General features: G+C 63.0%; 22 protein-coding genes. 12 read left to right on the plus strand and 10 right to left on the minus strand.

Going from position 1 to position 21,007, the window contains the following annotated elements; genetic code table 11:
- Together BFP93_RS29385 and BFP93_RS20435 are read left to right on the plus strand one after the other, a co-directional pair.
- Positions 1–890 (plus strand): collagen-like triple helix repeat-containing protein (locus tag BFP93_RS29385; RefSeq protein ID WP_256095229.1); only part of this gene is annotated, 890 nt, incomplete at its 5' end.
- Positions 891–1,011: 121 nt separating this feature from the next.
- The gene (locus BFP93_RS20435) at positions 1,012–2,694 is read left to right on the plus strand and encodes a ShlB/FhaC/HecB family hemolysin secretion/activation protein (protein ID WP_065894641.1); all 1,683 of its coding nucleotides are present in this window, start codon (positions 1,012–1,014) and stop codon (positions 2,692–2,694) included.
- A 115-nt stretch (positions 2,695–2,809) separates the two neighbouring features.
- Here BFP93_RS20435 and BFP93_RS20440 read toward each other — a convergent pair whose 3' ends face one another.
- The 3 genes from BFP93_RS20440 to BFP93_RS20450 all read right to left on the minus strand — a co-directional run bounded on the left by BFP93_RS20440 (position 2,810) and on the right by BFP93_RS20450 (position 3,694).
- On the minus strand, positions 2,810–3,214 hold the full coding sequence (locus BFP93_RS20440) for a response regulator (RefSeq protein WP_065894642.1): 405 nt from the start codon (positions 3,212–3,214) through the stop codon (positions 2,810–2,812).
- Positions 3,215–3,278: 64 nt separating this feature from the next.
- Positions 3,279–3,470, minus strand: coding sequence for a Flp family type IVb pilin (locus BFP93_RS20445; RefSeq protein ID WP_065886489.1), 192 nt, complete (start codon positions 3,468–3,470; stop codon positions 3,279–3,281).
- Between the two features lie 26 nt (positions 3,471–3,496).
- Complete coding sequence (locus BFP93_RS20450) at positions 3,497–3,694, minus strand: Flp family type IVb pilin (protein WP_065886488.1); 198 nt, start codon at positions 3,692–3,694, stop codon at positions 3,497–3,499.
- A gap of 332 nt (positions 3,695–4,026) precedes the next feature.
- Between BFP93_RS20450 and cpaB the strand changes: the two genes are divergently transcribed.
- From cpaB to BFP93_RS20490, 8 genes are read left to right on the plus strand one after another with little or no spacing between them, the layout of a single operon-like run.
- Positions 4,027–4,956 (plus strand): Flp pilus assembly protein CpaB, encoded by a 930-nt coding sequence (gene cpaB / locus BFP93_RS20455; protein WP_065894645.1) that lies wholly within the window; start codon positions 4,027–4,029, stop codon positions 4,954–4,956.
- Between the two features lie 15 nt (positions 4,957–4,971).
- The gene (locus BFP93_RS20460) at positions 4,972–6,192 is read left to right on the plus strand and encodes a type II and III secretion system protein family protein (protein WP_065894647.1); all 1,221 of its coding nucleotides are present in this window, start codon (positions 4,972–4,974) and stop codon (positions 6,190–6,192) included.
- On the plus strand, positions 6,189–7,385 hold the full coding sequence (locus tag BFP93_RS20465; protein ID WP_065894649.1) for an AAA family ATPase: 1,197 nt from the start codon (positions 6,189–6,191) through the stop codon (positions 7,383–7,385). The genes BFP93_RS20460 and BFP93_RS20465 overlap by 4 nt, the downstream gene beginning before the upstream one ends.
- Entirely contained in the window at positions 7,382–8,644 is a 1,263-nt protein-coding gene (locus BFP93_RS20470; RefSeq protein ID WP_065894651.1) for a CpaF family protein, read from the plus strand. Before BFP93_RS20465 ends, BFP93_RS20470 begins: the two co-directional genes overlap by 4 nt.
- Before the next feature lie 19 nt (positions 8,645–8,663).
- Entirely contained in the window at positions 8,664–9,545 is an 882-nt protein-coding gene (locus tag BFP93_RS20475) for a type II secretion system F family protein (protein WP_065894653.1), read from the plus strand.
- Between the two features lies 1 nt (position 9,546).
- Positions 9,547–10,440 (plus strand): type II secretion system F family protein, encoded by an 894-nt coding sequence (locus tag BFP93_RS20480; protein ID WP_083205700.1) that lies wholly within the window; start codon positions 9,547–9,549, stop codon positions 10,438–10,440.
- A gap of 10 nt (positions 10,441–10,450) precedes the next feature.
- The gene (locus BFP93_RS20485; protein WP_065894655.1) at positions 10,451–11,170 is read left to right on the plus strand and encodes a tetratricopeptide repeat protein; all 720 of its coding nucleotides are present in this window, start codon (positions 10,451–10,453) and stop codon (positions 11,168–11,170) included.
- A 2-nt stretch (positions 11,171–11,172) separates the two neighbouring features.
- Positions 11,173–11,442, plus strand: coding sequence for a DUF3613 domain-containing protein (locus BFP93_RS20490; protein ID WP_065886481.1), 270 nt, complete (start codon positions 11,173–11,175; stop codon positions 11,440–11,442).
- A gap of 125 nt (positions 11,443–11,567) precedes the next feature.
- On the opposite strand, the gene BFP93_RS20495 is transcribed toward BFP93_RS20490, so the two are convergent.
- Complete coding sequence (locus BFP93_RS20495; protein ID WP_065894657.1) at positions 11,568–12,350, minus strand: response regulator transcription factor; 783 nt, start codon at positions 12,348–12,350, stop codon at positions 11,568–11,570.
- Between the two features lie 125 nt (positions 12,351–12,475).
- Positions 12,476–12,946 carry a prepilin peptidase gene (locus tag BFP93_RS20500; RefSeq protein ID WP_170876002.1) on the minus strand — a complete coding sequence of 157 codons (471 nt, stop codon included), beginning with the start codon at positions 12,944–12,946 and terminating at the stop codon, positions 12,476–12,478.
- 75 nt (positions 12,947–13,021) lie between these two features.
- Between BFP93_RS20500 and BFP93_RS20505 the strand changes: the two genes are divergently transcribed.
- Positions 13,022–13,462 (plus strand): TadE family protein, encoded by a 441-nt coding sequence (locus tag BFP93_RS20505; protein ID WP_065886479.1) that lies wholly within the window; start codon positions 13,022–13,024, stop codon positions 13,460–13,462.
- Positions 13,459–16,191: an ATP-binding protein gene (locus BFP93_RS20510; RefSeq protein WP_065894659.1), complete on the plus strand. Its 2,733-nt coding sequence runs from the start codon at positions 13,459–13,461 to the stop codon at positions 16,189–16,191. The genes BFP93_RS20505 and BFP93_RS20510 overlap by 4 nt, the downstream gene beginning before the upstream one ends.
- Here BFP93_RS20510 and BFP93_RS20515 read toward each other — a convergent pair.
- From BFP93_RS20515 to BFP93_RS20535, 5 genes are all read right to left on the minus strand, one after another.
- Positions 16,188–18,173 carry a pilus assembly protein TadG-related protein gene (locus tag BFP93_RS20515; RefSeq protein ID WP_065894661.1) on the minus strand — a complete coding sequence of 662 codons (1,986 nt, stop codon included), beginning with the start codon at positions 18,171–18,173 and terminating at the stop codon, positions 16,188–16,190. The genes BFP93_RS20510 and BFP93_RS20515 overlap by 4 nt on opposite strands.
- A gap of 360 nt (positions 18,174–18,533) precedes the next feature.
- Positions 18,534–19,091 (minus strand): DUF4136 domain-containing protein, encoded by a 558-nt coding sequence (locus tag BFP93_RS20520; RefSeq protein WP_065894662.1) that lies wholly within the window; start codon positions 19,089–19,091, stop codon positions 18,534–18,536.
- A gap of 44 nt (positions 19,092–19,135) precedes the next feature.
- Entirely contained in the window at positions 19,136–19,738 is a 603-nt protein-coding gene (locus BFP93_RS20525; RefSeq protein WP_065886475.1) for a DUF4136 domain-containing protein, read from the minus strand.
- A 24-nt stretch (positions 19,739–19,762) separates the two neighbouring features.
- Positions 19,763–20,512 (minus strand): methyltransferase, encoded by a 750-nt coding sequence (locus BFP93_RS20530; protein WP_065894663.1) that lies wholly within the window; start codon positions 20,510–20,512, stop codon positions 19,763–19,765.
- The gene (locus BFP93_RS20535) at positions 20,505–20,813 is read right to left on the minus strand and encodes a MazG-like family protein (protein ID WP_003188211.1); all 309 of its coding nucleotides are present in this window, start codon (positions 20,811–20,813) and stop codon (positions 20,505–20,507) included. The genes BFP93_RS20530 and BFP93_RS20535 overlap by 8 nt, the downstream gene beginning before the upstream one ends.
- Between the last annotated feature and the right edge of the window lie 194 nt (positions 20,814–21,007).

A 21,007-nucleotide genomic window follows, 5' to 3' on the forward strand; every position in this document is an offset into this window, starting at 1 on the left:
GTGTCGGCAACGGCGTGTCCGATTTGGGCGGTGGGCTGTCGACCACCGGCCGATCGCTGTCGACCACCCTCGGCGGTGTCCCCGTCGTCGGCGGCGTGGGCGGCGCAGTCGGTGGTGTGGTGGATAACGTGGGCACCGCAGTGACAATGCTCGGCGACACCCTCAGCACCGCCAGCACCACCGGTCCCTTGGGCTCCCTGACCGGCAACGTGAACCGCAGGGTACTGGTGCCGGTGGTTTCACTGGTGGAAAACACCACCGGCAACCTCGGCAATGCCACCGGCCTGGGTAGGCCTGTCAACGGCCTGGTGGGCAAAGTGGGCGTCGGCGGCACGCTCGACCAGTCCGGCGGCTATGTCGCGCCCACCGGCGGCGCCGCAGCCCCCGGTATACCGGAGCTGGTCGGCGGCCTGGTGAACAACGCAGGCACCGGCCTCAACGTCGGCAACACCAACGGCACCGTCAGTGCAGCCGGTGTGACCGGCGGCGCATTGGGCAACACCATTGCCTCGGTGGGCACCGTATTGGGTGGCACGGGTGTCGCCAACACCGGCGCCACCGCCCCGGTCGCAACCGTGACCGCCAACGTCGGCGCAGCCTTGAACCCGGTGACCTCCGGCGTCACCACAGTGACGCAAAACATCGGCACCACCACCGGCGTCGGTGCTCCGGTCAACGGCCTGGTGACTCAAGTCGGCGGCGCCGTCAGCAACCTGGGCACTAACCTGAGCACAGCCAGCGCCAACCCGGTCACCACGACCCTGGGCACCACCGTAACCGCTGTGGGCAACACGGTAGGCTCGGTGGGCGGCCTGGTCACAGGCGGCACCGGCGGCACTGCAACAACCGGAGGCCTGGGCGGTTTGGTGAACGGCCTGACCGGCAGATAGAAAATGCACCTGGCCGATTAGACGGTCTCCCCTGCGGCGCCTACGCTTGGTTGAGACGAGAGACACGGAGTCAGTCTCTCGTCTTTTTGCTGGGCTGCCGCAGTTGACCATGGAGTGTCCCATGCGCATGTTCACGCCGTTGTTCCTGCTGACCCTCAGTGCTTACGCCCAGGCCGAGACCCTTCCCACCTTCCTCAACAGCAATGACACCATCCGCACCTTGCCGGCACCCAACCTGCCCGCCGACGCCTATCGACCGGCCACGCCGCAAACCCAGGTGCCTGAAGCACAGCCCACCGCCGGCCAGCCCCTGTTGATGGACACCAGGGTGACCATCCGCAAACTGCAGATCGAAGGCGGCACGATCTATCCGCTCACCGAGACGGCCCAGGCCTATGCACCGCTGATTGGCCATGAGACCAATCTTGCGCAATTGATCGAAGCCACCCGAGGCATCACCCGTCGCTATCAGCAGGACGGCTACCTGTTGTCCTACGCGTTCCTGCCGCAACAGACCTTCGAAAACGGCCTGGTCCGCGTGGTACTGGTGGAAGGCTACATCAAGGATTATCAGCAAACCGGCGATGTCGGTGCGGTGTCGGCCTATGTCGACAAACTGGCGCAAAAGCTCCTCGCCGAACGCCCCCTCACGCGCAAGACCTTCGAGCGCTACACCACCCTGATGAGCCGCATCCCCGGCCTCACCGTACAGGCGCAAGTGCCGCCGCCGGGCACCACCGATGGCGCCACGCACATGCAGATCCAGGCCAGCCGCAAGCCCTTCACCACCAGCATGAGCCTTGTGCAGAAAAGCCGGGGCGGCACCCAAGCCTTGCTCAGCGCCACCAGCCATGCGCAAACCGCCCTGGGCGAACAGTTGAGCGTCAGTGGCCTGTTCCCACCGGGCGAGGACAAAGAGCACTACTACCGCGTGGACTACAACCAGTTCATCAATGCCGAGGGCACCCAACTGGCACTCGCCGCAGAGCGTTATCGCGCCGATCCCCACAGCCGTGTGCAACTGGACGGCGGCTTCGAACTCAAGCCCCATCAGTCGATCGATCGCTACTCCATCGGCCTGAGCCACCCCTTCATTGCCTCGCCCACCGAGTCACTCACCCTGGGCACGCGCCTGTACGCGGTGGACCAGACCACCCGCTACAAACTGGTGGGCTACCCGCTGCGCTTTGATATCGAATCCAACCTGCGTGCCCTGGCGTTCGAGGGCGACTGGCGCAAGGCCGACGCGCGACAGCTGCGCATCCTCACCGGCGGCCTGTATCACGGCATCGACGGTGTGGGCGCCAAGGCGCGCAGTGACCTGGACGTGGCCAAACCGGACCTCGACTTCTTCCGCCTGCGCCTGTCCGGCGTGCAAAGCGACAAGTTCTTCGACAACTGGCAAGGCGTGCTTTCAGGTGCGCTCTACTGGAGCGACAACAGCCTGCCCGACAGCGAACGCGCCGCGTTTGGCGGGCAGAACTTCGGCCGTGGCTACCCCGACGACCAGGGCTCGGGCGACAAGGGATGGGGCGTGGCGTACGAGGTCAACTACAGCTTCAACCGCGTCGGCAATTGGCTGAAGGTGCTACAACCCTACGTGGTGCTCGACCGTGCCAGGACCTGGTTCAACGACCTGCCGGTCAAGGCCGGCGACATGTCCTCGGCGGCGGTGGGTTTGCGCTTTGGCGATAACAAGTACTACAACATCGCCCTGGAAGCCGCCAAGCCGATGTCGGACATCGCCCTGGACAGCTTCAACCGGCGTGCGCGGTATACGCTGAGCTTCAGTTATCAGCTGTAAACGCCAAACATTCCTGTAGGAGCGAGCTTGCTCGCGAAGAACGCTAACGATGACGCGGGCATACAGTTTCCCCGCGTCGCCTTGACGTTCTTCGCGAGCAAGCTCGCTCCTACACCTACAGTTGATGAATTGTCCGGGGGAAAAGACTGTTGAGCGTATCGATCAGCCGCACCAGATAGATGGGCTTGCGAAACAAGTCCAGCACCTGCAGGCGCAGCATGTCGCTGACGTCATCCATCTCGGCATGGCCGGACATCACGATCACCGGCAGGTGGGAACGGGAAGTGTGTTCGCGCAGGCGCTTGATCAAGGAAATCCCGCTTTCCTCGGGCATGCGCAGGTCGGTGATGACCAGGGCGATATCAGGGTGCAGGGTGAGTTCCTGCAAAGCGAATGTCACGGAGGTGGCGGTAAAACAAACGAAGCCCTCGTTCTCCAGCGACTCCGCCAGTTCAACGAGGGCATCCTCTTCGTCGTCCACCAGCAGGATTTGCTGGCGGGGGGATACAGCAGCGTTCATGGGCACGTCCTGATCTTGCCAATCAAAAACCTAAAGTACCCGCGCAGTGCTGCCTGCCTGAGGGTCAGGGCGTGATGGTGCCTGTAATTTTCTCAAACAACGCGGTGATCTGTGGCGACAGTGTAGTTCCGGCTGCCAATATCACAAGCGCGACGATGGCCACAAGAATGAGGTATTCAATCGCTGTGGCCGCCTCTTTACGCGCAAAGAGCACCCGCAGTTGAACACAGAGTTTCATCAACAGATTGAGGATCATGATCCTGCTCCTTGCGCTACGACTGCTTAGGGCGTTGGGGTAATCGCTGTGGTGATTTTGGTGAAGAACGCGGTGATCTGAGGCTTCAGGGTGGTCCCGGCTGCCAGTATGACCAATGCCACGATGGCGACCAGAATGAGGTACTCGATGGCCGTAGCCCCTTCCTTGCGCTGAAACAGCAACTGAAGTTGCACGTGAAGTCGAATCAACAGATCAAGCAACATAAACACTTCTCCTCAGGCGACCAAGCGCCCTATCCCGGTGCTGCACAGTAATTGCGATGTGCCACCTGAGCATTGCCAACAAACCCCGGCCTCACAACTGTAAGAATTGACTAGTCATAAAGTAGTAGGGGCCTTCCTGACCTCGTAAATGCGTGTTTTCAAAGGGGGCGCACCTTGCATGCCGAAGAAATCTTTGCGTCAGTAATGGCATTTCGTCCTAGCTGAACTACCGTCAAATAGCGAAATAGTTAGTCACTGTTCATAGCAGCCAGGCTGCGACGTGAGCCTGCTGGATAGGCGGGCTGTGGTGTAGCAGGAAATGGAGAGCCGTCATGAACACGCGTCTGAGCATGGTACTGGCCGGTGTGTTACTGGTCGGTGCGCTGTTTGCCGGCTATTGGGGCTTGGTCCTCAGCCGTGAGCCCGCCCCGGCGCCGCCACCGCCACCCGCGGCAGCTCCCGCCGAACAAGCCGTTGCCGCGGTGGAAGACCAGACCCGTCAATCGGTCGTCGTCCTGGCCCACGATGTGTCCCCCTTCGTCGCCCTGGTGGCCGCTGATCTGAGCATCGAAAAACTGCGCACGGCACCGGCCGGCAGTATGAGCAGTGTCGAGCAGGCCATCGGCCGTACACCGTGGCGCGCACTCAGCGCCGGCAGTTGGTTGAACGACGAAAGCTTCACCCCCGGTGGGCCGCTGGCGCGCATGATCCGTGCCGATGAACGCGCCCTGGCCGTCGCCGTCGATGAAGTGATTGGCGCCGCCGGCCAGTTGAGTCCCGGCGACTATGTGGACGTGCTGCTGTACCTGCGCCAGGACGCCGCCAACCTTGAACAATCGGCCCAAGTGGTGATCCCCGCCATACGCCTGCTCAGTGTCGGTGACCAGATGGGCCTGACCAACGACGGTACCCCGGCGTCTGCTCGTGCGCTCACCGCCGAAGAGAAAGCCCAGCGCCAAGCCCCCTCACGCACGGTGGTGCTGGCCGTGCCCGAACAGCTGTTGAGCCGGCTGATGCTGGCCACCCAGGCCGGCACCTTGCGCCTGGCCGTGCGCAGCGCCGACGAACGCTTGCTGAGCCGTTACTGGGCCGGCGAAGGCGACGCGCCGGGCAACCTGCAGAACGCTAACCGCGACCTTTATCAGTTCACGCAATTGGCCTTCACCCAGGCCCCCAGGAAAGTGGCCCAGAGCAGTGCCCCGCGCCGGGCCGGTGTCGAGGTGATCCGTGGCAATCAAGCAACCCAACAAACACCCGACTGAACAAGGATGCTGTGCATGAGCCGACGTTTCATACCGGTGTTCACAGGGAAAATCGCCTGCGCCCTGCTGCTGTCGCACCTGTCCATGAGCCTGGCCGTGGCCGCTCAGGGCAATTGCGCCAGCCTTGGACAATTGCCCGCCGCGTTGTCGGTCGGCGAGGGCCTGCAACAGGCACTGCAATCGCCGGTGACGATCACGCGCCTGGCCATTGGCGATCCGAAAATCGCCGACGTTCATCTCAATGGCGACCGAGGCTTCCTGCTCACCGGCGTCGGCCCCGGCACCACCAGCCTGATGGTCTGGACCGCCTGCTCGACCACGCCGCGCCAGAGCATGGTCTTCGTCAAGGGTAAGGCCAACAGCGCCTTGACCAGCCTGTCGCTGTCGCCGGCCGATGATCCGCTGCTGCCCAGCCAGGTCCAGACCGACATCCGCTTCGTCGAAGTCAGCCGTACCAAACTCAAGGAGGCCAGCACCAAGATCCTCGGCATCGGCAACAACTTCTTCCTCGGCAGCCCGAACTTGCTGTTCCCCACACCCAGCACCTTCAAACTGCCGGTGAGCGCGGACAACTTCAATATCGGCTTTGGCGGTGGGCGCGTCTCGGCGATGATCAACGCCCTGGAAAGCAGCGGCTTCGCCTACACCCTTGCCCGGCCAAGCCTGGTGGCCATGAGCGGGCAAAGCGCAACCTTTCTCGCCGGTGGAGAAATACCCGTGCCGGTGCCGAGCAGCGGCAGCGACACCATCTCGATCGAGTACAAGGAATTCGGCATCCGCCTGACCCTCACGCCGACCGTGGTCGACCGTAACCGCATCTCCCTCAAGGTGGCGCCGGAGGTCAGCGAGCTCGACTACACCAACGCCGTGGTCATCGAAAATATCCGCGTGCCGGCCCTGACCATCCGCCGCACCGATACCAGCGTGTCCCTGGCCGATGGCGAAAGCTTTGTGATCAGCGGCCTGATCAGCAGCAACACCACCACCAACATCGGCAAGTTTCCCGGCCTGGGTGACATCCCGATCCTGGGCGCGTTCTTTCGCGATTCCTCGGTCCGACGCGAAGACAAGGAGCTGCTGATGATCGTCACGCCGCACCTGGTGCAACCACTGGCGGCCAATGCCCAACTGCCGGCGTTGCCCGGTGAAAAAGTGCGCAACTACGACCCGAACTGGTACCGCCTGTTCTTCCTGGAAAACGGTAATTTCGACCGGCTCAACGGGCTTTCCCAATGAGCGACAACCTGAGCCAGACGTTCCTGGCAATCACCCGCAACACCACCGACCTGGAGTGGCTGCAGGGCGCGCTGGCGCCCCTTGGCCAAGTGGTCAGCGCCGGCAGCGGCACCCTCGATGAATTGCTCGCCCTGGTCGATGTAACCTTCGCCAACCTGGTGTTCGTCGGCCTTGACCGCGAGCACCTGGTGGCCCAGAGCGCGCTGATCGAAGGCGCCCTGGAAGCCAAGCCGATGCTGGCCATCGTCGCCCTCGGTGACGGCATGGATAACCAGTTGGTGCTCAATGCCATGCGCGCCGGAGCGCGGGATTTCGTCGCCTACGGCTCGCGCTCCAGCGAAGTCGCAGGCCTGGTCCGCCGCCTGAGCAAGCGCCTGCCGCCGGTGGCGACCAACACGCTGCTGGGCGGCCTCTCGGTACTGTACGGCACCCAGGGCAGTTCGGACGGCGCACTGCTCACCAGCCACCTGGCGCTGGTGGTGCAAAAGAGCGGCCAGCAGACGCTGTTGCTCGATCTGGGCCTGCCACGCGGTGACAGCCTGGCGCTGCTGGGCCTGGAAAGCTCGTTCAACTTCGGCGATGCCCTGCGCCACCTGAGGCGGCTGGACACCACCCTGATCAACAGCGCCTTTACCTCGGCCGAAGGCGGCCTGCGCATTCTCGCCTACACGCACAACGACGAGCCCCTGGAGCGCACCAGCGCCGCCGAGCTCTACATGCTGCTCAGTGCGCTGCGCCAACACTTCCAGCACATTGTGGTGAACCTTGCCGGCCAGCCGGACAGCGAAGCCCTGCGTACCTTTGTCAGCCATTGCGACAAGCTGCTGTGGTACACCGACCAGAGCGTGCTGGACTGCCGGCGCAACCTCGCCGTATTGAACCTGTGGCGCGAAAAAGGCATGAAGCTCGACCATGCCAGGCTGCTGATCGATCGCTACGTCAAAGGCTGCGCGCCGGACGCCGATGCCTTGAGCAAAAGCTTCGGCCTGGAAGTGATTGCCGTGTTGCCGCTGAGCGCAGAGGTCCGGCTGAACGCCGAGAACCAGGGGCAAACCCTGTTTGCGCTGACACCGCGCGAAGCCCTGACTCAGGCGCTCAAGACCCTGGGCGAGCGCCTGGCGAAACGTTCGCAGGACGCCAATCGAAAATCCTCCAGCCGCTGGCTGGAGCGCTTGTTGGGAGCCGATAAATGACCAGCGAAAAACTCTTCGGCGCCCCCGCACGAGGCGTGGGTGGCAACACCGACCACGACGGCCTGAAACTGGTGCTGCACCGCTACATCATCGATGCCATCGAAGAGTCGGGGAAAAACCTGCTGGAAGGCTCGCGCCAGTCGCTGGCGCAATTTGTCATCGACAAAGTCGCCGAGTACATCAACCGCATGCACCTGGCGATCTCGCGCTATGAGATGGAGCGCCTGGCCGAAGAAATCGTCGACGAACTGACCGGTTTCGGCCCGCTGGAAGTGCTGCTGCGCGACCCGGCCGTCACCGAAATCCTGGTCAATGGCCCGCACCGGGTGTTTATCGAGCGTGACGGCCTGCTGCACCAGAGCGACCTGCGCTTTATCGACGCGCACCATGTGGAGCGCGTCATGCAGCGCATCCTCGCGCCGCTGGGGCGGCGCCTGGATGAGTCGTCACCGATGGTCGACGCACGCTTGCCCGATGGCAGCCGGGTCAATGCGATCATCCCGCCGATTGCCCTGGACGGGCCGTGCCTGTCGATTCGAAAATTCCGCAGGGACATGCTCAAAAGCAGCGATCTGGTGGCCATGCAGACCATTGACCAGAACATTTTCGACTTCTTCCAGGACGCGGTGGGCAAGCGTTGCAACATCCTCATCAGCGGCGGCACCGGCACCGGTAAAACCACACTGCTGAACATCCTAAGTCAGCTGATCAACCCCCATGAACGCCTGGTCACTATCGAGGACGTGGCCGAACTGCAACTGGCCCACCCCCACGTGGTACGCCTGGAAACCCGTCCACCGAATGCCGAGGGCCATGGCGAGGTCAAGGCCAGCGACCTGATCCGCAACGCCCTGCGCATGCGCCCCGACCGCATCATCCTCGGCGAAATTCGCGGCGTGGAAGTGATCGATGTCCTCACCGCAATGAACACCGGCCACGACGGTTCCATGAGCACCGTGCACGCCAACAATGCCGCCGATGCCCTGCTGCGCCTGGAAACCCTGGTGGGCCTGACCGGCCGCGTGGTCGCGGAAAAGACCCTGCGCCAGATGATCTGCGCGGCATTGGATGTGGTGGTCCAGTTGACCCGCCTGCCGGACGGTCGTCGTTGCGTCAGCGAGGTGGTCGAAGTGGTGGGCATCCGCGACGACGTGTACGTGACCAACACGCTGTTTCGCCATGACCGGCGTACCGGCTTCGGCTTCGTGCGCGAGGCGCTCAACCCGGCCGGCGAAAAACTGCGCCGCGAACCGGCCTAGCCCTGGAGGGGAATCGAGCATGACCGGGGCCATCCTGCTGTGCATCTGCCTGATCCTGATCGGCCTGTCGGTCCGCTCATTCCAGAACGGCTTGCGCCGCGCCCGTACCGAACGCGTGCTGGACCGCCTCGCCGAAGGCCAGCCGCAGCTCGTCGAAGAAAGCGCTTCCTGGAGCGGCGTGGAACGCATGTTCCTGCGCGCAGGCCTGGGTAAACCCAGTGACAACCTGCGCCTGTGGCTGACCGCCTGGGGCCTGGGCGCCGTGCTGGGGGTGATGCTCGCCGGTTGGCTCGGCCTGCTGGTGATGCTGCTGTTGCCGCCCGTGCTGCTGCGCCTGTACCTCGCCTGGCGTTACCAGCGCCGGATCAAACGCATGATCGAGCAACTGCCGCCATTGCTCGACCACACCGTGCGCAGTCTCAAGGCCGGACGCACCCTGGCCGACGCGGTGCTGGGCGGTATCGAGGTGGCCGAAGACCCGCTGAAAAATGCCATGGGCCGAATGCGGCGCAACGTGCAACTGGGCGTCAGCCTGCCGGAGTCCGCCCACGATTTCGCCGAATTCTACGAACGCGACGAGTTCCGTCTGTTCGCCCTGGGCTTGAAGGTCAATCACCGCTACGGCGGCAATGCCAGCGAGCTGTTGGAAAACCTGATCAAGATGATCCGCGAGCGCGAGCAAGCCGCGCGCCAGCTGCGCGCCCTGACCGGCGAAACCCGGGTGACCGCCTACGTGCTCACCGCGTTGCCCATTTCGATGGTGGGCTATTTTCTGGCGGTCAACCCGGACTACCTGATGACCATGTGGAACGACGGCACCGGCCGCCTGCTGTTGTTTGTCGCCCTGATCATGCAGGTGCTCGGCTGCTTCACCCTGTGGCGCATGTTGCGGAGCGTATGAGATGGCTATTTCATTGCTGATCAGCGCCGTGTTGTTTCTGGCCGCCCTGGCGCTGGTGCTGGCCAACCTGATCAAACATCGGCGTGGTCAGCGCCTGGTTGCCCAGCGCCTGCAAGGCCGGATGGGTCGCGAACACCGTCTCGGTGCGATGATGCGGCACTTGGGCAACAGCCCGCTGGCGCAACGCTCGATCAGCCTGGACAACGAAACCCAGACCCTGCTCAACCGCGTGGGTTGGCGCAAAGCCAACCAGCGCTCGATGTTCGCCGCCTTCCAGATCGGCACGCCGGTGCTGCTGCTGATCGTGACCCTGATCACGCAGCAGGTGCTGTTTCCCAAGGGCGACTCGCCATGGCTGGTGCCCCTGATCGCGCTCGGCATCGGCTACCTGTTGCCCAAACGCATCCTGGCCAGCGTGGCCAAGGCCCGCCAGCAGCGCATCTCCCAGGAAGTCTCGACGTTCATTCCGCTGCTGCGCATCCTGTTCGAATCGGGCATGGCGGTCGAACAGGCGCTGCGTGTATTGAGCATCGAAGCGCAACGCCTGCTGCCGGCGCTGACCCATGAATTGCGGCTGATCCTGAACCGGGTCGACTCCGGCCTTGAGCTCAGTGAAGAGTTGGGCAAGACCGCCAGGCTGCTGGCCGTGGACGAGTTCACCGACACCTGCATCATCCTCCAGCAACTGGTTCATCAGGGCGCCGGCGCGATGAAGTCGTTGCTGGCGCTCAAGCAATTGCTCGACGACCGGCGCCTGACCCGCATCCAGGAATTTGTGTCGAAGATGTCAGCGAAGATGTCGGTGGTGATGATGGTGTTTCTGTTTCCCGCCTTGCTGATCGTGCTCGGGGGGCCGGCATTCATCGGCATCACCCGGGCCTTGAGTAACTTATGAGGAATCCTCGATGAAAGCCTTGATCGCCGGTTTGAGCCTGGTGCTGCTCGGTGGTTGCGCCACCGATGGTCAAACCCCCTGGAGCGCCCTGACGGCCACCGGCAGTTGCCCCAAGCCCGACGCCGAACAGACGCTGTCGTTGAACCTGGCCGATGAAATGGCCAACGACGGCAAACTGCACGCCAGCCTGGCCAACCTGCACACCCTGCCGGCCAGTTTGCCCCAGGTGCGCCTGCGCCAGGCCAAGGCGTATCGCTTGCTCGGGCGCAGCGCCGAGCCGCTGTACCGCAGCCTGCTCGGCACCTGCATGGCCGCCGAAGGCGAACACGGCCTGGGGCAAATGGCCGCGGCCAAAGGCGACAACAGCCTGGCCATGGCCCATTTGCAGCGCGCGGCGCGGCTGGCGCCCACCGACGAGAAAATCCGCAATGACCTGGGCGTGGTGTACCTCAACCAACTGCGCCTGGAAGATGCACGGTTTGAATTCATGACCGCCATGGAGCTCAAGCAGAGTGACCCGCTGGCGGCCATCAATCTGGTGACGCTGCTGATCTATCAAGACAACTGGAAGCAGGCCGCGCAGGTGGTCAGCCAGACAGGCCTGGGCCCCGAACAAGTCACCCAGGCCCAGGCCCGCGCCGAGCAACTCAAGGCCTCAAGCGTCAAGGCCGCAAAGGCCAAGGATCAGATCGCCACGGTCAGTGAAGCCCATAGCAACCCGAGGAATTGACAATGAAACTGCCCTGTCTTGCCAGCCTCGCCGCGCTGGCCCTGCCCCTCAGCGTCATGGCCATCGAGCCTGGCCCGTCCTCCCCGCAGCAGGCCGCCACGGAGGACTGGCTGGCCCTGCAGGTCAGTGGCCGAGCGGCATCCACCACGCCACAGGCAGCCTCCGCCGCCGAACGCGACCTGGCCGCGCAGCGCTGGGTGGACAGCTTCAAGCATGAGATTCCGGAGTTTTTCGAGCAAAAAGTCGGCGGAAAAACCGAGGGCGGCAACTGAGCACGCAAAAATGTAGGAGCGAGCTTGCTCGCGAAAAACTCACAGGCGCCGCGTTCATTCAGAAAACACGCGTTATCGTTGACGTTTTTCGCGAGCAAGCTCGCTCCTACATTGACCCGTTGCCTTCAGTGCGCCGTCACCCGCTGGCGCATCGCCGCGTTATTGGGCGCCAACGCCAGGGCCAACTGCGTGCGGTTATGCATATGCGTCAGCCGCAGCACCTGGGAAACATACAGCTTGACGGTGTTCTCGGTGATGCCCAGTTCGCAGGCAATCTGATAATTGGTCTGCCCCTTTCCGACCAGCCTGGCCACGTCCAGTTGGCGCGGTGACAACTGGTGGAAAATCGCAGGCATTTCAACCTGGCCCGCCTCCTGCGTCGAGGCCTCTTCAGCGTCCGACCCAGCCGGACTGCGACGCACTTTATCGAGGTCCTGGTACAGGTCGTCGATCGTTTCGGAGAGAAATTGCAGCTTCTGGTTCAAGTTGCCCAGTTGCAGGTCTTTCCTGCGCTCCTGCAACGCGACTTCCTGGCGCTGCAAACCTTCGAGCAATTCGTCCAGATTGATTGGCTTCTGATAGTAGTCCGCGATGCCGGCGCGCAGGGCCTTGATCACGTCCTGCTTGTCGGAGCGCCCGGTCAACATGATCGACTCGAACACCCGCTGCCTGCCGGCAATCTTTTGCAGCGCCTGGACCAACTCGATGCCGTCCATGCCCGGCATATGCAGATCGCACAGCACCAACCCGATTTCACTGTCTTCGCCAAAGCGCTTCAAGGCTTGCTGACTGGACTCACAGGGGACACAACGGAACCCGCTGCTTTCAAGAAACTCACACAGCTCTTCCACGATCAGCGGCTGATCGTCGACCACGAGCACTTTTACCGCAGAATTAAGCTTGTTCACGCGCTACTCCATGCCTGGCAAGCCAAAGATTGACCCATCCTCAAACCACTCAATTCCTATACAACGCCTTATTAAACGTAGACGTACTTCCCGACTCTGTACATAGCGCCAGAGCCCTGCGGCGCTCAGTGGATCCAAAACCAGACCAGCGTAAATCCCACCAGCAGGAAGGGCGCAAACGGCAGTTTTTTTGACGGTTCGGGGGCCAGGTGCCCGAGGCAATCTGTAAGCCTTTGACCCATAAGCGGCCAGAGCTTTGGCGCCAGCAACAGCCAGAGCACACTCGTCAGGGCGGCGCCGATAAACGCACCCAATAAATACTCGGCGTCCGAAATCAATGCCAAGGCTGCGAGCAGCTTCACATCCCCGGCGCCGAGACGGCCCAGGGCGTAACCCGGCAAGGTCAACAGCAGCGCCAGCACAAATGCCCACAGGCCTTGGCCGACCGAGGCACCGAGCCAGGTGCTGCCGGTCCAGAACAAGTAGACCCCGCCCAGCAATGCAACCCCCAGCGTCAGGCGGTTGGCGAGCAATCGCTGCCGCGTGTCCTGCACCGCACACACCACCAACCACACCATCACCACCACACCCTGGATCACGTAAAAAACCTGCCTTTTCGCTGATTGATTCTATGCTGATATCAAGTAGTAGCCGTCAGGGTAGACGCGGTGATGAAAACTAGCCTCCCCCACAAGCAGAAAGGCACAGCCGCGATCGAGTTCGTGGCCGTCTTCGTGATTTTTTTCGCGGTGTTCTACGGCATGGTCAGCTATAGCCTGCCGCTGCTGTTGCTGCAGTCGTTCAACCAGGCCACCGCCGAAGCGGTACGCCTCAGCGTGGGGCTCGACCCGGCGATGCAGGGCTACAGCAGTGCCGTGCAAACCACCGCCAGAAGCGCAATCAGCGACCGTCTGAAGTGGATCCCCAGCGCCTATCACTTCGATGCGGCAACACATGTCAGCACCACGTTCGTGAATGGCCTGCTGTCGGTACAGATCGACTATCCCTCAGCCAATCTACAGGCGGTGATGCCCTTCATCGTGCTGCCCGGCATTGGCAGCGTGCCGCAGTTGCCGGCGACGCTGCGGGCCCAGTCGAGCTTGCAGTTTTGACTTCGGGGGACACGCTGTTCGGGCGTTTGCTTGGTCGTAGCGCTGCGCTGGCGATCGTTCCCGCTGCGCCGCCTTCGGCCGGTTTGCAGGTGCAACTGGATGCGCAAGGCCAGGTGCTCGGTATCAGCGGCACACTGCGCTCACAGCTGGCGCCCCATGCCGAGGCGGCGCCGCTGCGAGCCTTGCTGCGCGCCCATAGCGCCCTGGCGGTGGAGGGCGTCCCAGCCGACTGGCAGCGCCATAGCCTTGACCTGGATTTCCAGGGCATCGCCGGGCAGGTGCTGCACACCCGTGCCACCCTCGAGCCGCACGACAATGAATGGCGGCTGCATGCGGTGGATATCGGCGATCTGCTCAGCGGCCGACGACTGGCCGAACAGCGTGAACAGAATCAGCAATTGACCAGTCAGGCCAGCGAGCAATTGCGCGTGTGCAGCCTCAGCCGCTTGCCCGATGTGTTCAACGACCAACTGTGCAGCGTGGCGCAGCGTTGGCGAATCCCGTGTATCGCCCTGGCGCTTGTTGATCAAGAGGACCAGGCCTGGGTGATCTACAGCCACTACGCCCAACATGACGCGCCGCAGTTGTGGCACACCGGGCAGCGCCTAGGCACGTGCCTGGACAGCCTCGACGGCACCGTTCCCTTGAGCCTGCACGCCACTTACGGTCACGGGGAGCACCCGCGGCTGCACAGCGTGTTCGGCAATGCCGACGGTTTCCTGGTGCCCTACCGCGATGCCCAGGGTGTCGCCGCGTGGCTGTTGTGCGCAGCCTTCAGCGGTGAAGCCGACACACACGAGCGCGACTGGCTGAACCTCGCCGCCGCCCTCGCCGCCCCGCTGCTCAGCCGTCTGCGTGAACAGCACCACCATCTGCAACTGGAACGCCAGGAAGCCCTGCAGGGTTTGCTGGGCACCGGCTGGTGGGAATTGCTGCCCGCCGGCGGCGAGATCCAGCTCGCACCGCAATTGATGCGCAACCTGAGCGGCGAAGAAAGCCCCACCCGTCAACCCTTGGAAACCTGGCTGAACCTCATCCACCCGGCCGATCGCCAGGAACTGCACAGCCGCCTGCACGACTTGCAGACCCTCGGCAAACCCTTGCTCGCCAGCGTGCGCCTCAACCGTGGCGACAGCGACCAGCCCCCCACCTGGTACCGCGTGCAGGGCCAGGCCCTGGGCGCCGGTGAGCAGCGCCGCTGGATCGGCTTCATGCTCGATATCAGCGACGTCAAGAACCAGCAACTGCAAGCCGACGCCGCCCACGCCCGCCTGGACAACCTGATCGCCAGCTCGCCGGCGGTGATCTATGTGCAGCGCTACGTGAAAGGCGCCCTGCAGCCGGTGTTTTTCAGCGACAGCCTGCTGCCGCTGCTGGGCCGCACGCTCGCCGAATGCAGCTACGACAGCCTGGTGCAATGGGTCCACCCGGATGACCGCGACCTGTACTTCCAGCGTACGCGCCAACTGCTGCGCGAAGGCAGTGTGCGCAGCCGCTACCGGGTCCAGGATAAACACGGCGACTACCACTGGCTGCTCGACGAAGCCAAGTTGCTGCGCGACGACCTCGGCCTGCCGGTGGAGGCGGTCGGACTGTGGCTGGACGTCACCGAGGCGACCCTGGCCGCGCAACAGGTCAAGGACAGCGAGGAACGCTACCGCATCCTCGTGGAAGACTCCCCGGCGATGATCTGCCGCTACCGTCCGGACCTGACCCTGACCTTTGGTAATACGCCCCTGGCCAACTACCTGGAGTGCCTGCCCGGCCAATTGCCGGGGCAGAACCTGGGGCACTGGTTATCGCCCGAGCAACGCGCGGCGTTCATGCTGCGCATCGAGCAACTGACGCCGGAATTTCCCGTGAGCACGGCGGAAATCAGCCTGCAACTGCCCGGGCGCGAGCATGCCTGGTGGGTATGGTCGGACCGTGGCGTGTTCGACGAACACGGCAATCTGCTCGAAGTGCAGGCCGTGGGCCGCGACAACACCGAAGTGCGGCGCTCCCAGCAGCAACTGACGCAAAGCGCGAAAATGGCCACCCTCGGCGAAATGGCCACCGGCCTGGCCCATGAGATCAACCAGCCGCTGAACGTGATGCGCATGGCCATCGTCAACGTACTCAAGCGCCTGGGCAATGGCGACGCGCAGATCGACTACCTGACGGAGAAACTCCAGCGCATTGACGCGCAGGTACAACGCGCGGCGCGGGTGGTGGACCACATGCGCGTATTCGGCCGCCGCTCGGAAGTCGAGCAGCACCCCTTCGACCCGGCGCAGGCGGTGGAAGGCACCCTGTCACTGCTCAGCGAAGGCCTGCGCGGCAAGGGCGTGGAGATCAAACTGACCCAGGCCGATACGCCTGTGCAGGTCACAGGCTACGCCGACCAGCTGGAGCAAGTGCTGATCAACCTGATGGTCAATGCCCGCGATGCGCTATTGAGCCTGAAGGAAAAGCACCCGGACCTGCGCCCATGGATCGCGCTGCACACCGAACACGACAGCCGCCACGTGCGCATCTGGGTCGAAGACAACGGTGGCGGCATTGACCCGCGTTTGCTGGAGCGCATCTTCGAGCCGTTCTTCACCACCAAGCCGATTGGCGTGGGCACCGGGCTGGGCCTGTCGGTGAGCTACGGCATCGTTGAAAACATGGGCGGACGCCTCAGCGTCAGCAACGGCGAACACGGCGCGCGATTCTGCGTGGAACTGCCCAGGGTCGCCGATGCTTAAATCACCAGATAAGCCTCGCCGGTCTGGCCGCAGCTCAGGTTGGCGCCCACGGTCACGCTTGCCAGGCTGATACCCAAGCTGCTCAACAGGTTGTTGACGATCGGATTGAGCAGCGGGCTCAGCACATTGTTCAACATGGGCGTCACCAGCGTGCTGACGCCGCTGAGCAACGACACCGTGCCGGCGATCACGCTTCCCAAGGGATTGCTCCCCACCGGTTGATAAGCAGTAATGCCGACGCCATTGAGGGCTGTGGTAAGGCCACTGACCAGGTTAGTGGCCGGTGCGAACGTTTGATAGCTGGGGGCAAGCCCCACATTGGCGGGCATGGCAAAGGGCGTGGTGCTGGAAAACACCAGGTTCTGGATACTGTTGCTGCCCGCAATCGGGCTTTGCACCTTGATCCCGACGCCGCCCCCCGCAAAGGGTACGCGAGGGTCGCAACTGCCGATGCCGAGGATCTTATGGCACGTCTTGATGCCGAAATCGATCAAGGCCAACGGCTCCACGGTCATTGGCTGTGTGGATGAAAATGCATTGCTGATATTGCCCACGTTCAGCGATGCCGCCGAGGTGGTGGTGTTGGCCGTCAAGCTCTTGGTGCCCGCGCCTGCCGCCGGGCAGCTATAGGCGGTGACATAGCTGCTGGCGCCGCCGGCATCCAGCACGATCTTCAGCGGCAGGTTGCCCGGCAGTGCCAGCACGTCCAACTGTTGGCAACCGGCGCCCAACAGGCAAAGCGTGGAGTTAATCGTGGTCACCAGGTTCAAGCTCAACAGGCCGCTGAGGACCGGTGTCAGCGGCCCCACCAGGTCATTTACCGCCGTGGTCAAGCCGGACAAACTGCCGAGCACCGGCAAACTCAAGGTTATCTGCGTGCGCAGTTGGGCGGTGCGCACATAAATTTTATTCGGGCCCAACGGGTTGGCCGCCGCCAGCATCGGATTGCCGATGGCCGATAACTGCGGCGGCTCCATGACTTTGATCTGCGTGGTGATATTGGCCAGCCCCAACAGGCTCACGGGCAGCGTCACCGCCGCCGCGCTCTGGTTGCCGGCCAGTTGCACCACGCCCTGGACCAGCTGAAACAGCTGAAGATTGGCATTCAGCGCGGCGGCGGTGATACCCGTCTGCAGTTGCAGGATTTTGCCCAGTGTGAGCGGCAACGGATTGTTGAGCGTCGCCCCTTTGATAGCGCCCAGCGCGGTGACTGCATCCAGCGTCAACGGGTCGCTGCCCAGCACGGTGATTGCCGCCTGAACCAATTGCGAGGCGCTCACCGTGGTGCTCAGCAGTTGGGTGTAGTCGCCGGCGGTGACATGCAGGTCGACGGCCAATTGATCGAGGTAACTGAGCATATTGATATTGCTGTTGAGCAGGCCGTTCCAGCCGAGCACGGAAACATTGACCCCACCACCGAGCAGCCCACTGAACACCGCGTTCATCATGCTGGCACTGGCGGTATCAACGTTAACCAACGTGCTCCTGATGCTCAACTGCGCAATCGGCGGGGTGGGTTTGGCCGCCACTGCCGTCGCGCTCAACCGGGTATTGAGGCTGACCGAGTTACCCGACATCATCGACCAGATGCCACCGGCCACGCTGGTGGGCACGGTTTTGCCGACCACCACCTCAATGGCTGACGACAGCGCCGGGTTGGCAGCAAACACCCGTCGGCCGGAAGCCGCCGTGGTTACCGCGCCGCAGCGGGTGACCAAGGTATTACCGCTACCCACAACAAAGTGATTGCGTGCCACACTTTGCGCCGCAAACGCCGCCGCGCTCAAACCCGCCGCACAAGTGCCGCTGCGGCTGACCGCTTCCAGCGCTGCCGTATCCGCCACTCCCTGCAGCCGGCGCTTCTCCAGATAAAGCCGCCCGCTGTCCACCGCCAGCAAAGTAAACGCCAACACCAGCGCCAAAACACCAACGGCCATCAGACCGATAGCGCCACGTTGCTTGCCATGAAATCGGGGAGACATCGAGCACTCCTGTGCCGGCGCGTCGCCGAGCGTTTACGCTCCTGAGGGTATGGATGAGTGTAGACAAGAGTGGCGGCTGGCAAGGGTCAATGTGGAAGGGGGTTGCCCCGATGAACAATATCTACACAACTTCGCAGGCTATAGCCGTCAACGCTAACCACGATGCGAAGCGAGTCGCTCTTGATCTTGATCTGCTTTTGATCTCAAGCGCCCCGTCAAACCATGCTGGCTGAACGCAGGAGCGGATATGCCCCCAGCATCCTGGTCGGCCCAGAGGCCGCCATCGGGGGCGAGCCCCCTCCCACATTATGACCGAGGAGGCCGGGAGGCCTTCACCGGAGCAGATCCCTTTCCACAAGGTCAGCGGGGCGGATAGTTGGCAAGAATCCTGGCCACCGTGCTGCGAATGGCATTACTCCGGTCCTGCGGATTCGGCGAACTGGCCATGATCTGCTCATCACTGCCCCGCCACACCAACTTACCGTCCCTGCCATCGAGCAAATCAATCTGCAGCGTCGCCACCTTGTAAGAGATGCTGCGCGTTTCGTTATACATCGGCGCCCCCCAATACCCATTCCACGGCCCGCCCCAAGCCCCCCCGTAATTAGTGGTGACCTGTTGCTGACGGTCCTCGACGATCAGATAGGCCTGCACAGACAGCTCGGCCTTGCTACCCGGCCCAGCCGGCCGCAGACCGCGCTGGTCAAGCTGCTCGCCCACCGCCTGGCGAATACGCTGCTCGGTGAGGTCGCTCTTGATACGCGGATCATCCGGACGATATTGCAGCGCCGGCTCTTTCCAGGCCCAGTTACGGTAGGCGCCAAAGTCGCGGCTGGCGTCAAAGTCATGGTTGACCTGATTACTCTGGCAACCGCCCAGCAGCAGGACAACGGCAAGCGTAGCGATACGACGAAACATAAGGGTTCTCCGATGATCGGTCCGGCTTCAGTTGAGCATAGCGGTTAACGCGGAGGATACGCCGTCATTGCCTTCTGCACCGCCTGACGCAACGCATCGGCGCGCTCGCTGAGGCTGCCCTGGCTGCCCGTTTCGGCGCTAGCGCTCCACACCGGCTGGCCGCTGCGGGCGTCGAACAGATTGACGCGCACCACCACGACCTGCACTTCATAGGTACGCACCATCGGCACCGAGTTGTACATGCCGTAGCCATTGCCATAGCGGTTGTAGCCGCCATAACCGTAGCCATAATCGTCCTGGACCTGGCGCAGACGCTTCTCCAGGCGCACATCGGCGCTGACCAGCAGGTCCGGCGCACGCGTGTCATGCACCGGACGCAGGCCGCGCTGGTCCAGCGCACCGCTGACGGCTTCGGCCACCTGGGCCGAATCCGCCCAGGCAGTGCCGGCCGGCAACTGGCCGTTGCGCCAGGCCCAATTGCGGTAGGCGCCATAGTCGCGCACCGGCGCCGGGTAAGCGCTGGCATCAAAGGTGGTGGCCGCCTGGGCCGGGGCCGGCGGCATTGGCGCCGACGCGGCCACGTAGGGGTTAGGGCTGGAGCAGGCGCCCAGCCCAAGGGACAACAGGATCAAACAGAGACGACGCATTTCGACCTCCGCAGACTGGGCTGCTTAAACCGGACGGCACACCCAGTGCAAATAACGCCCAAGTCCGGCAAAGCTTGGGTGACGACGGTGAGCGAGTTCCATCTCCAACAGATCCTGCAGCTCGGCGCGCGCCTGGAATTCCACCGGCATATAGTCATGGAACACGCGCACGCCACTTTGGCTTTCGACCTGCCACAGCCCTTCGAGTTGCGCCGCCAATTCCCTTGGGTCCAGTGGCTGTTGCGGCGTGAGGCTCTGCTTTTCGCCGGCCATATCGTTCCTGCGCATCTTGCGAAAGTGGCCCTTGAGCAGGTTGCGGTAGATCAGCGCATCGCGGTTATAGAACGCCAGGGACAACCAACCGCCGGGCAGCGTCAATTGATGCAGCACCGGCAGGATCGCATGGGGCTCGGCCAGCCATTCCAGCACGGCGTGGCACAGCACCAGATCGTAGGGCTCGGTGAGCTGGCCGAGCAAGTCTTGCCAGGGCGCCTGGATGAACGTGGCGCTCTGCCCGGCATCAGCAAAACGCTGGCGCGCGCCGTCGAGCATGGGCGCGGCAGGCTCGGCCAGGGTCACCTGATGGCCACGCTCGGCCAGCCACAACGACATATGCCCCAACCCCGCGCCGATATCCAGCACGCGCAACGGGCGATCCGGCAACGCCTCGGCGAGATCGGCCTGCAACACCGCCAGGCGAATCGCACCCTTGGCACCGCCATAGATTTTCTCGGCGAAGCGCGTGGCCAACTGGTCGAAATGCCGATCACTCATGGGCAAACCGCCGTTCGCTGTCGGCCAGCTTGGCGCGCACCACTTCGTTCATGTCCAGGCCCAGCTCACTGCACAGCAATAGCAGGTACAGCACGATATCGCCGACTTCCTGGCCGGCATGAGCGAGCTTATCGGCCGGCAATTGGCGCGACTGGTCTTCGGTCAGCCATTGGAAAATCTCGACCAGTTCGGCCATTTCCACACTGGCGGCCATGGCCAGGTTTTTCGGGCTGTGGAATTGCTTCCAATCGTTGGTATCGCGGATGCGGTGCAAGCGTTCGGTGAGGTGTTCGAGGTTCATTGGGGGCTCCTGAATGGGTATAGCTTCAGGGGGATGGGGAGTGAAGGCAAGTGAATAGCGGTGTTGCCCCCGATGAGCATAGGTATCTACACAACTCAGCAGCGCCCAACCGTAACCACGATGCGAAGCGAGTCGCTCTTGATCTGCTTTTGATCTTGATCTCAGGCGCCCCGTTAAACCACGCTGGCCGAACG

This window comes from Pseudomonas sp. 44 R 15 (genome assembly GCF_900004965.1).
Taxonomy (GTDB): Bacteria; Pseudomonadota; Gammaproteobacteria; order Pseudomonadales; family Pseudomonadaceae; genus Aquipseudomonas; species Aquipseudomonas orientalis_A.

Excerpts from the sequence above, each read along its gene's own strand:
- BFP93_RS20435 (WP_065894641.1), top strand. The coding sequence starts at position 1,012 with ATGCGCATGTTCACGCCGTTGTTCCTGCTGACCCTCAGTGCTTACGCC.
- BFP93_RS20440 (WP_065894642.1), bottom strand. The coding sequence starts at position 3,214 with ATGAACGCTGCTGTATCCCCCCGCCAGCAAATCCTGCTGGTGGACGAC.
- BFP93_RS20445 (WP_065886489.1), bottom strand. The coding sequence starts at position 3,470 with ATGATCCTCAATCTGTTGATGAAACTCTGTGTTCAACTGCGGGTGCTC.
- BFP93_RS20450 (WP_065886488.1), bottom strand. The coding sequence starts at position 3,694 with ATGTTGCTTGATCTGTTGATTCGACTTCACGTGCAACTTCAGTTGCTG.
- cpaB (WP_065894645.1), top strand. The coding sequence starts at position 4,027 with ATGAACACGCGTCTGAGCATGGTACTGGCCGGTGTGTTACTGGTCGGT.
- BFP93_RS20460 (WP_065894647.1), top strand. The coding sequence starts at position 4,972 with ATGAGCCGACGTTTCATACCGGTGTTCACAGGGAAAATCGCCTGCGCC.
- BFP93_RS20465 (WP_065894649.1), top strand. The coding sequence starts at position 6,189 with ATGAGCGACAACCTGAGCCAGACGTTCCTGGCAATCACCCGCAACACC.
- BFP93_RS20470 (WP_065894651.1), top strand. The coding sequence starts at position 7,382 with ATGACCAGCGAAAAACTCTTCGGCGCCCCCGCACGAGGCGTGGGTGGC.
- BFP93_RS20475 (WP_065894653.1), top strand. The coding sequence starts at position 8,664 with ATGACCGGGGCCATCCTGCTGTGCATCTGCCTGATCCTGATCGGCCTG.
- BFP93_RS20480 (WP_083205700.1), top strand. The coding sequence starts at position 9,547 with ATGGCTATTTCATTGCTGATCAGCGCCGTGTTGTTTCTGGCCGCCCTG.
- BFP93_RS20485 (WP_065894655.1), top strand. The coding sequence starts at position 10,451 with ATGAAAGCCTTGATCGCCGGTTTGAGCCTGGTGCTGCTCGGTGGTTGC.
- BFP93_RS20490 (WP_065886481.1), top strand. The coding sequence starts at position 11,173 with ATGAAACTGCCCTGTCTTGCCAGCCTCGCCGCGCTGGCCCTGCCCCTC.
- BFP93_RS20505 (WP_065886479.1), top strand. The coding sequence starts at position 13,022 with ATGAAAACTAGCCTCCCCCACAAGCAGAAAGGCACAGCCGCGATCGAG.
- BFP93_RS20515 (WP_065894661.1), bottom strand. The coding sequence starts at position 18,173 with ATGTCTCCCCGATTTCATGGCAAGCAACGTGGCGCTATCGGTCTGATG.
- BFP93_RS20520 (WP_065894662.1), bottom strand. The coding sequence starts at position 19,091 with ATGTTTCGTCGTATCGCTACGCTTGCCGTTGTCCTGCTGCTGGGCGGT.
- BFP93_RS20525 (WP_065886475.1), bottom strand. The coding sequence starts at position 19,738 with ATGCGTCGTCTCTGTTTGATCCTGTTGTCCCTTGGGCTGGGCGCCTGC.
- BFP93_RS20530 (WP_065894663.1), bottom strand. The coding sequence starts at position 20,512 with ATGAGTGATCGGCATTTCGACCAGTTGGCCACGCGCTTCGCCGAGAAA.
- BFP93_RS20535 (WP_003188211.1), bottom strand. The coding sequence starts at position 20,813 with ATGAACCTCGAACACCTCACCGAACGCTTGCACCGCATCCGCGATACC.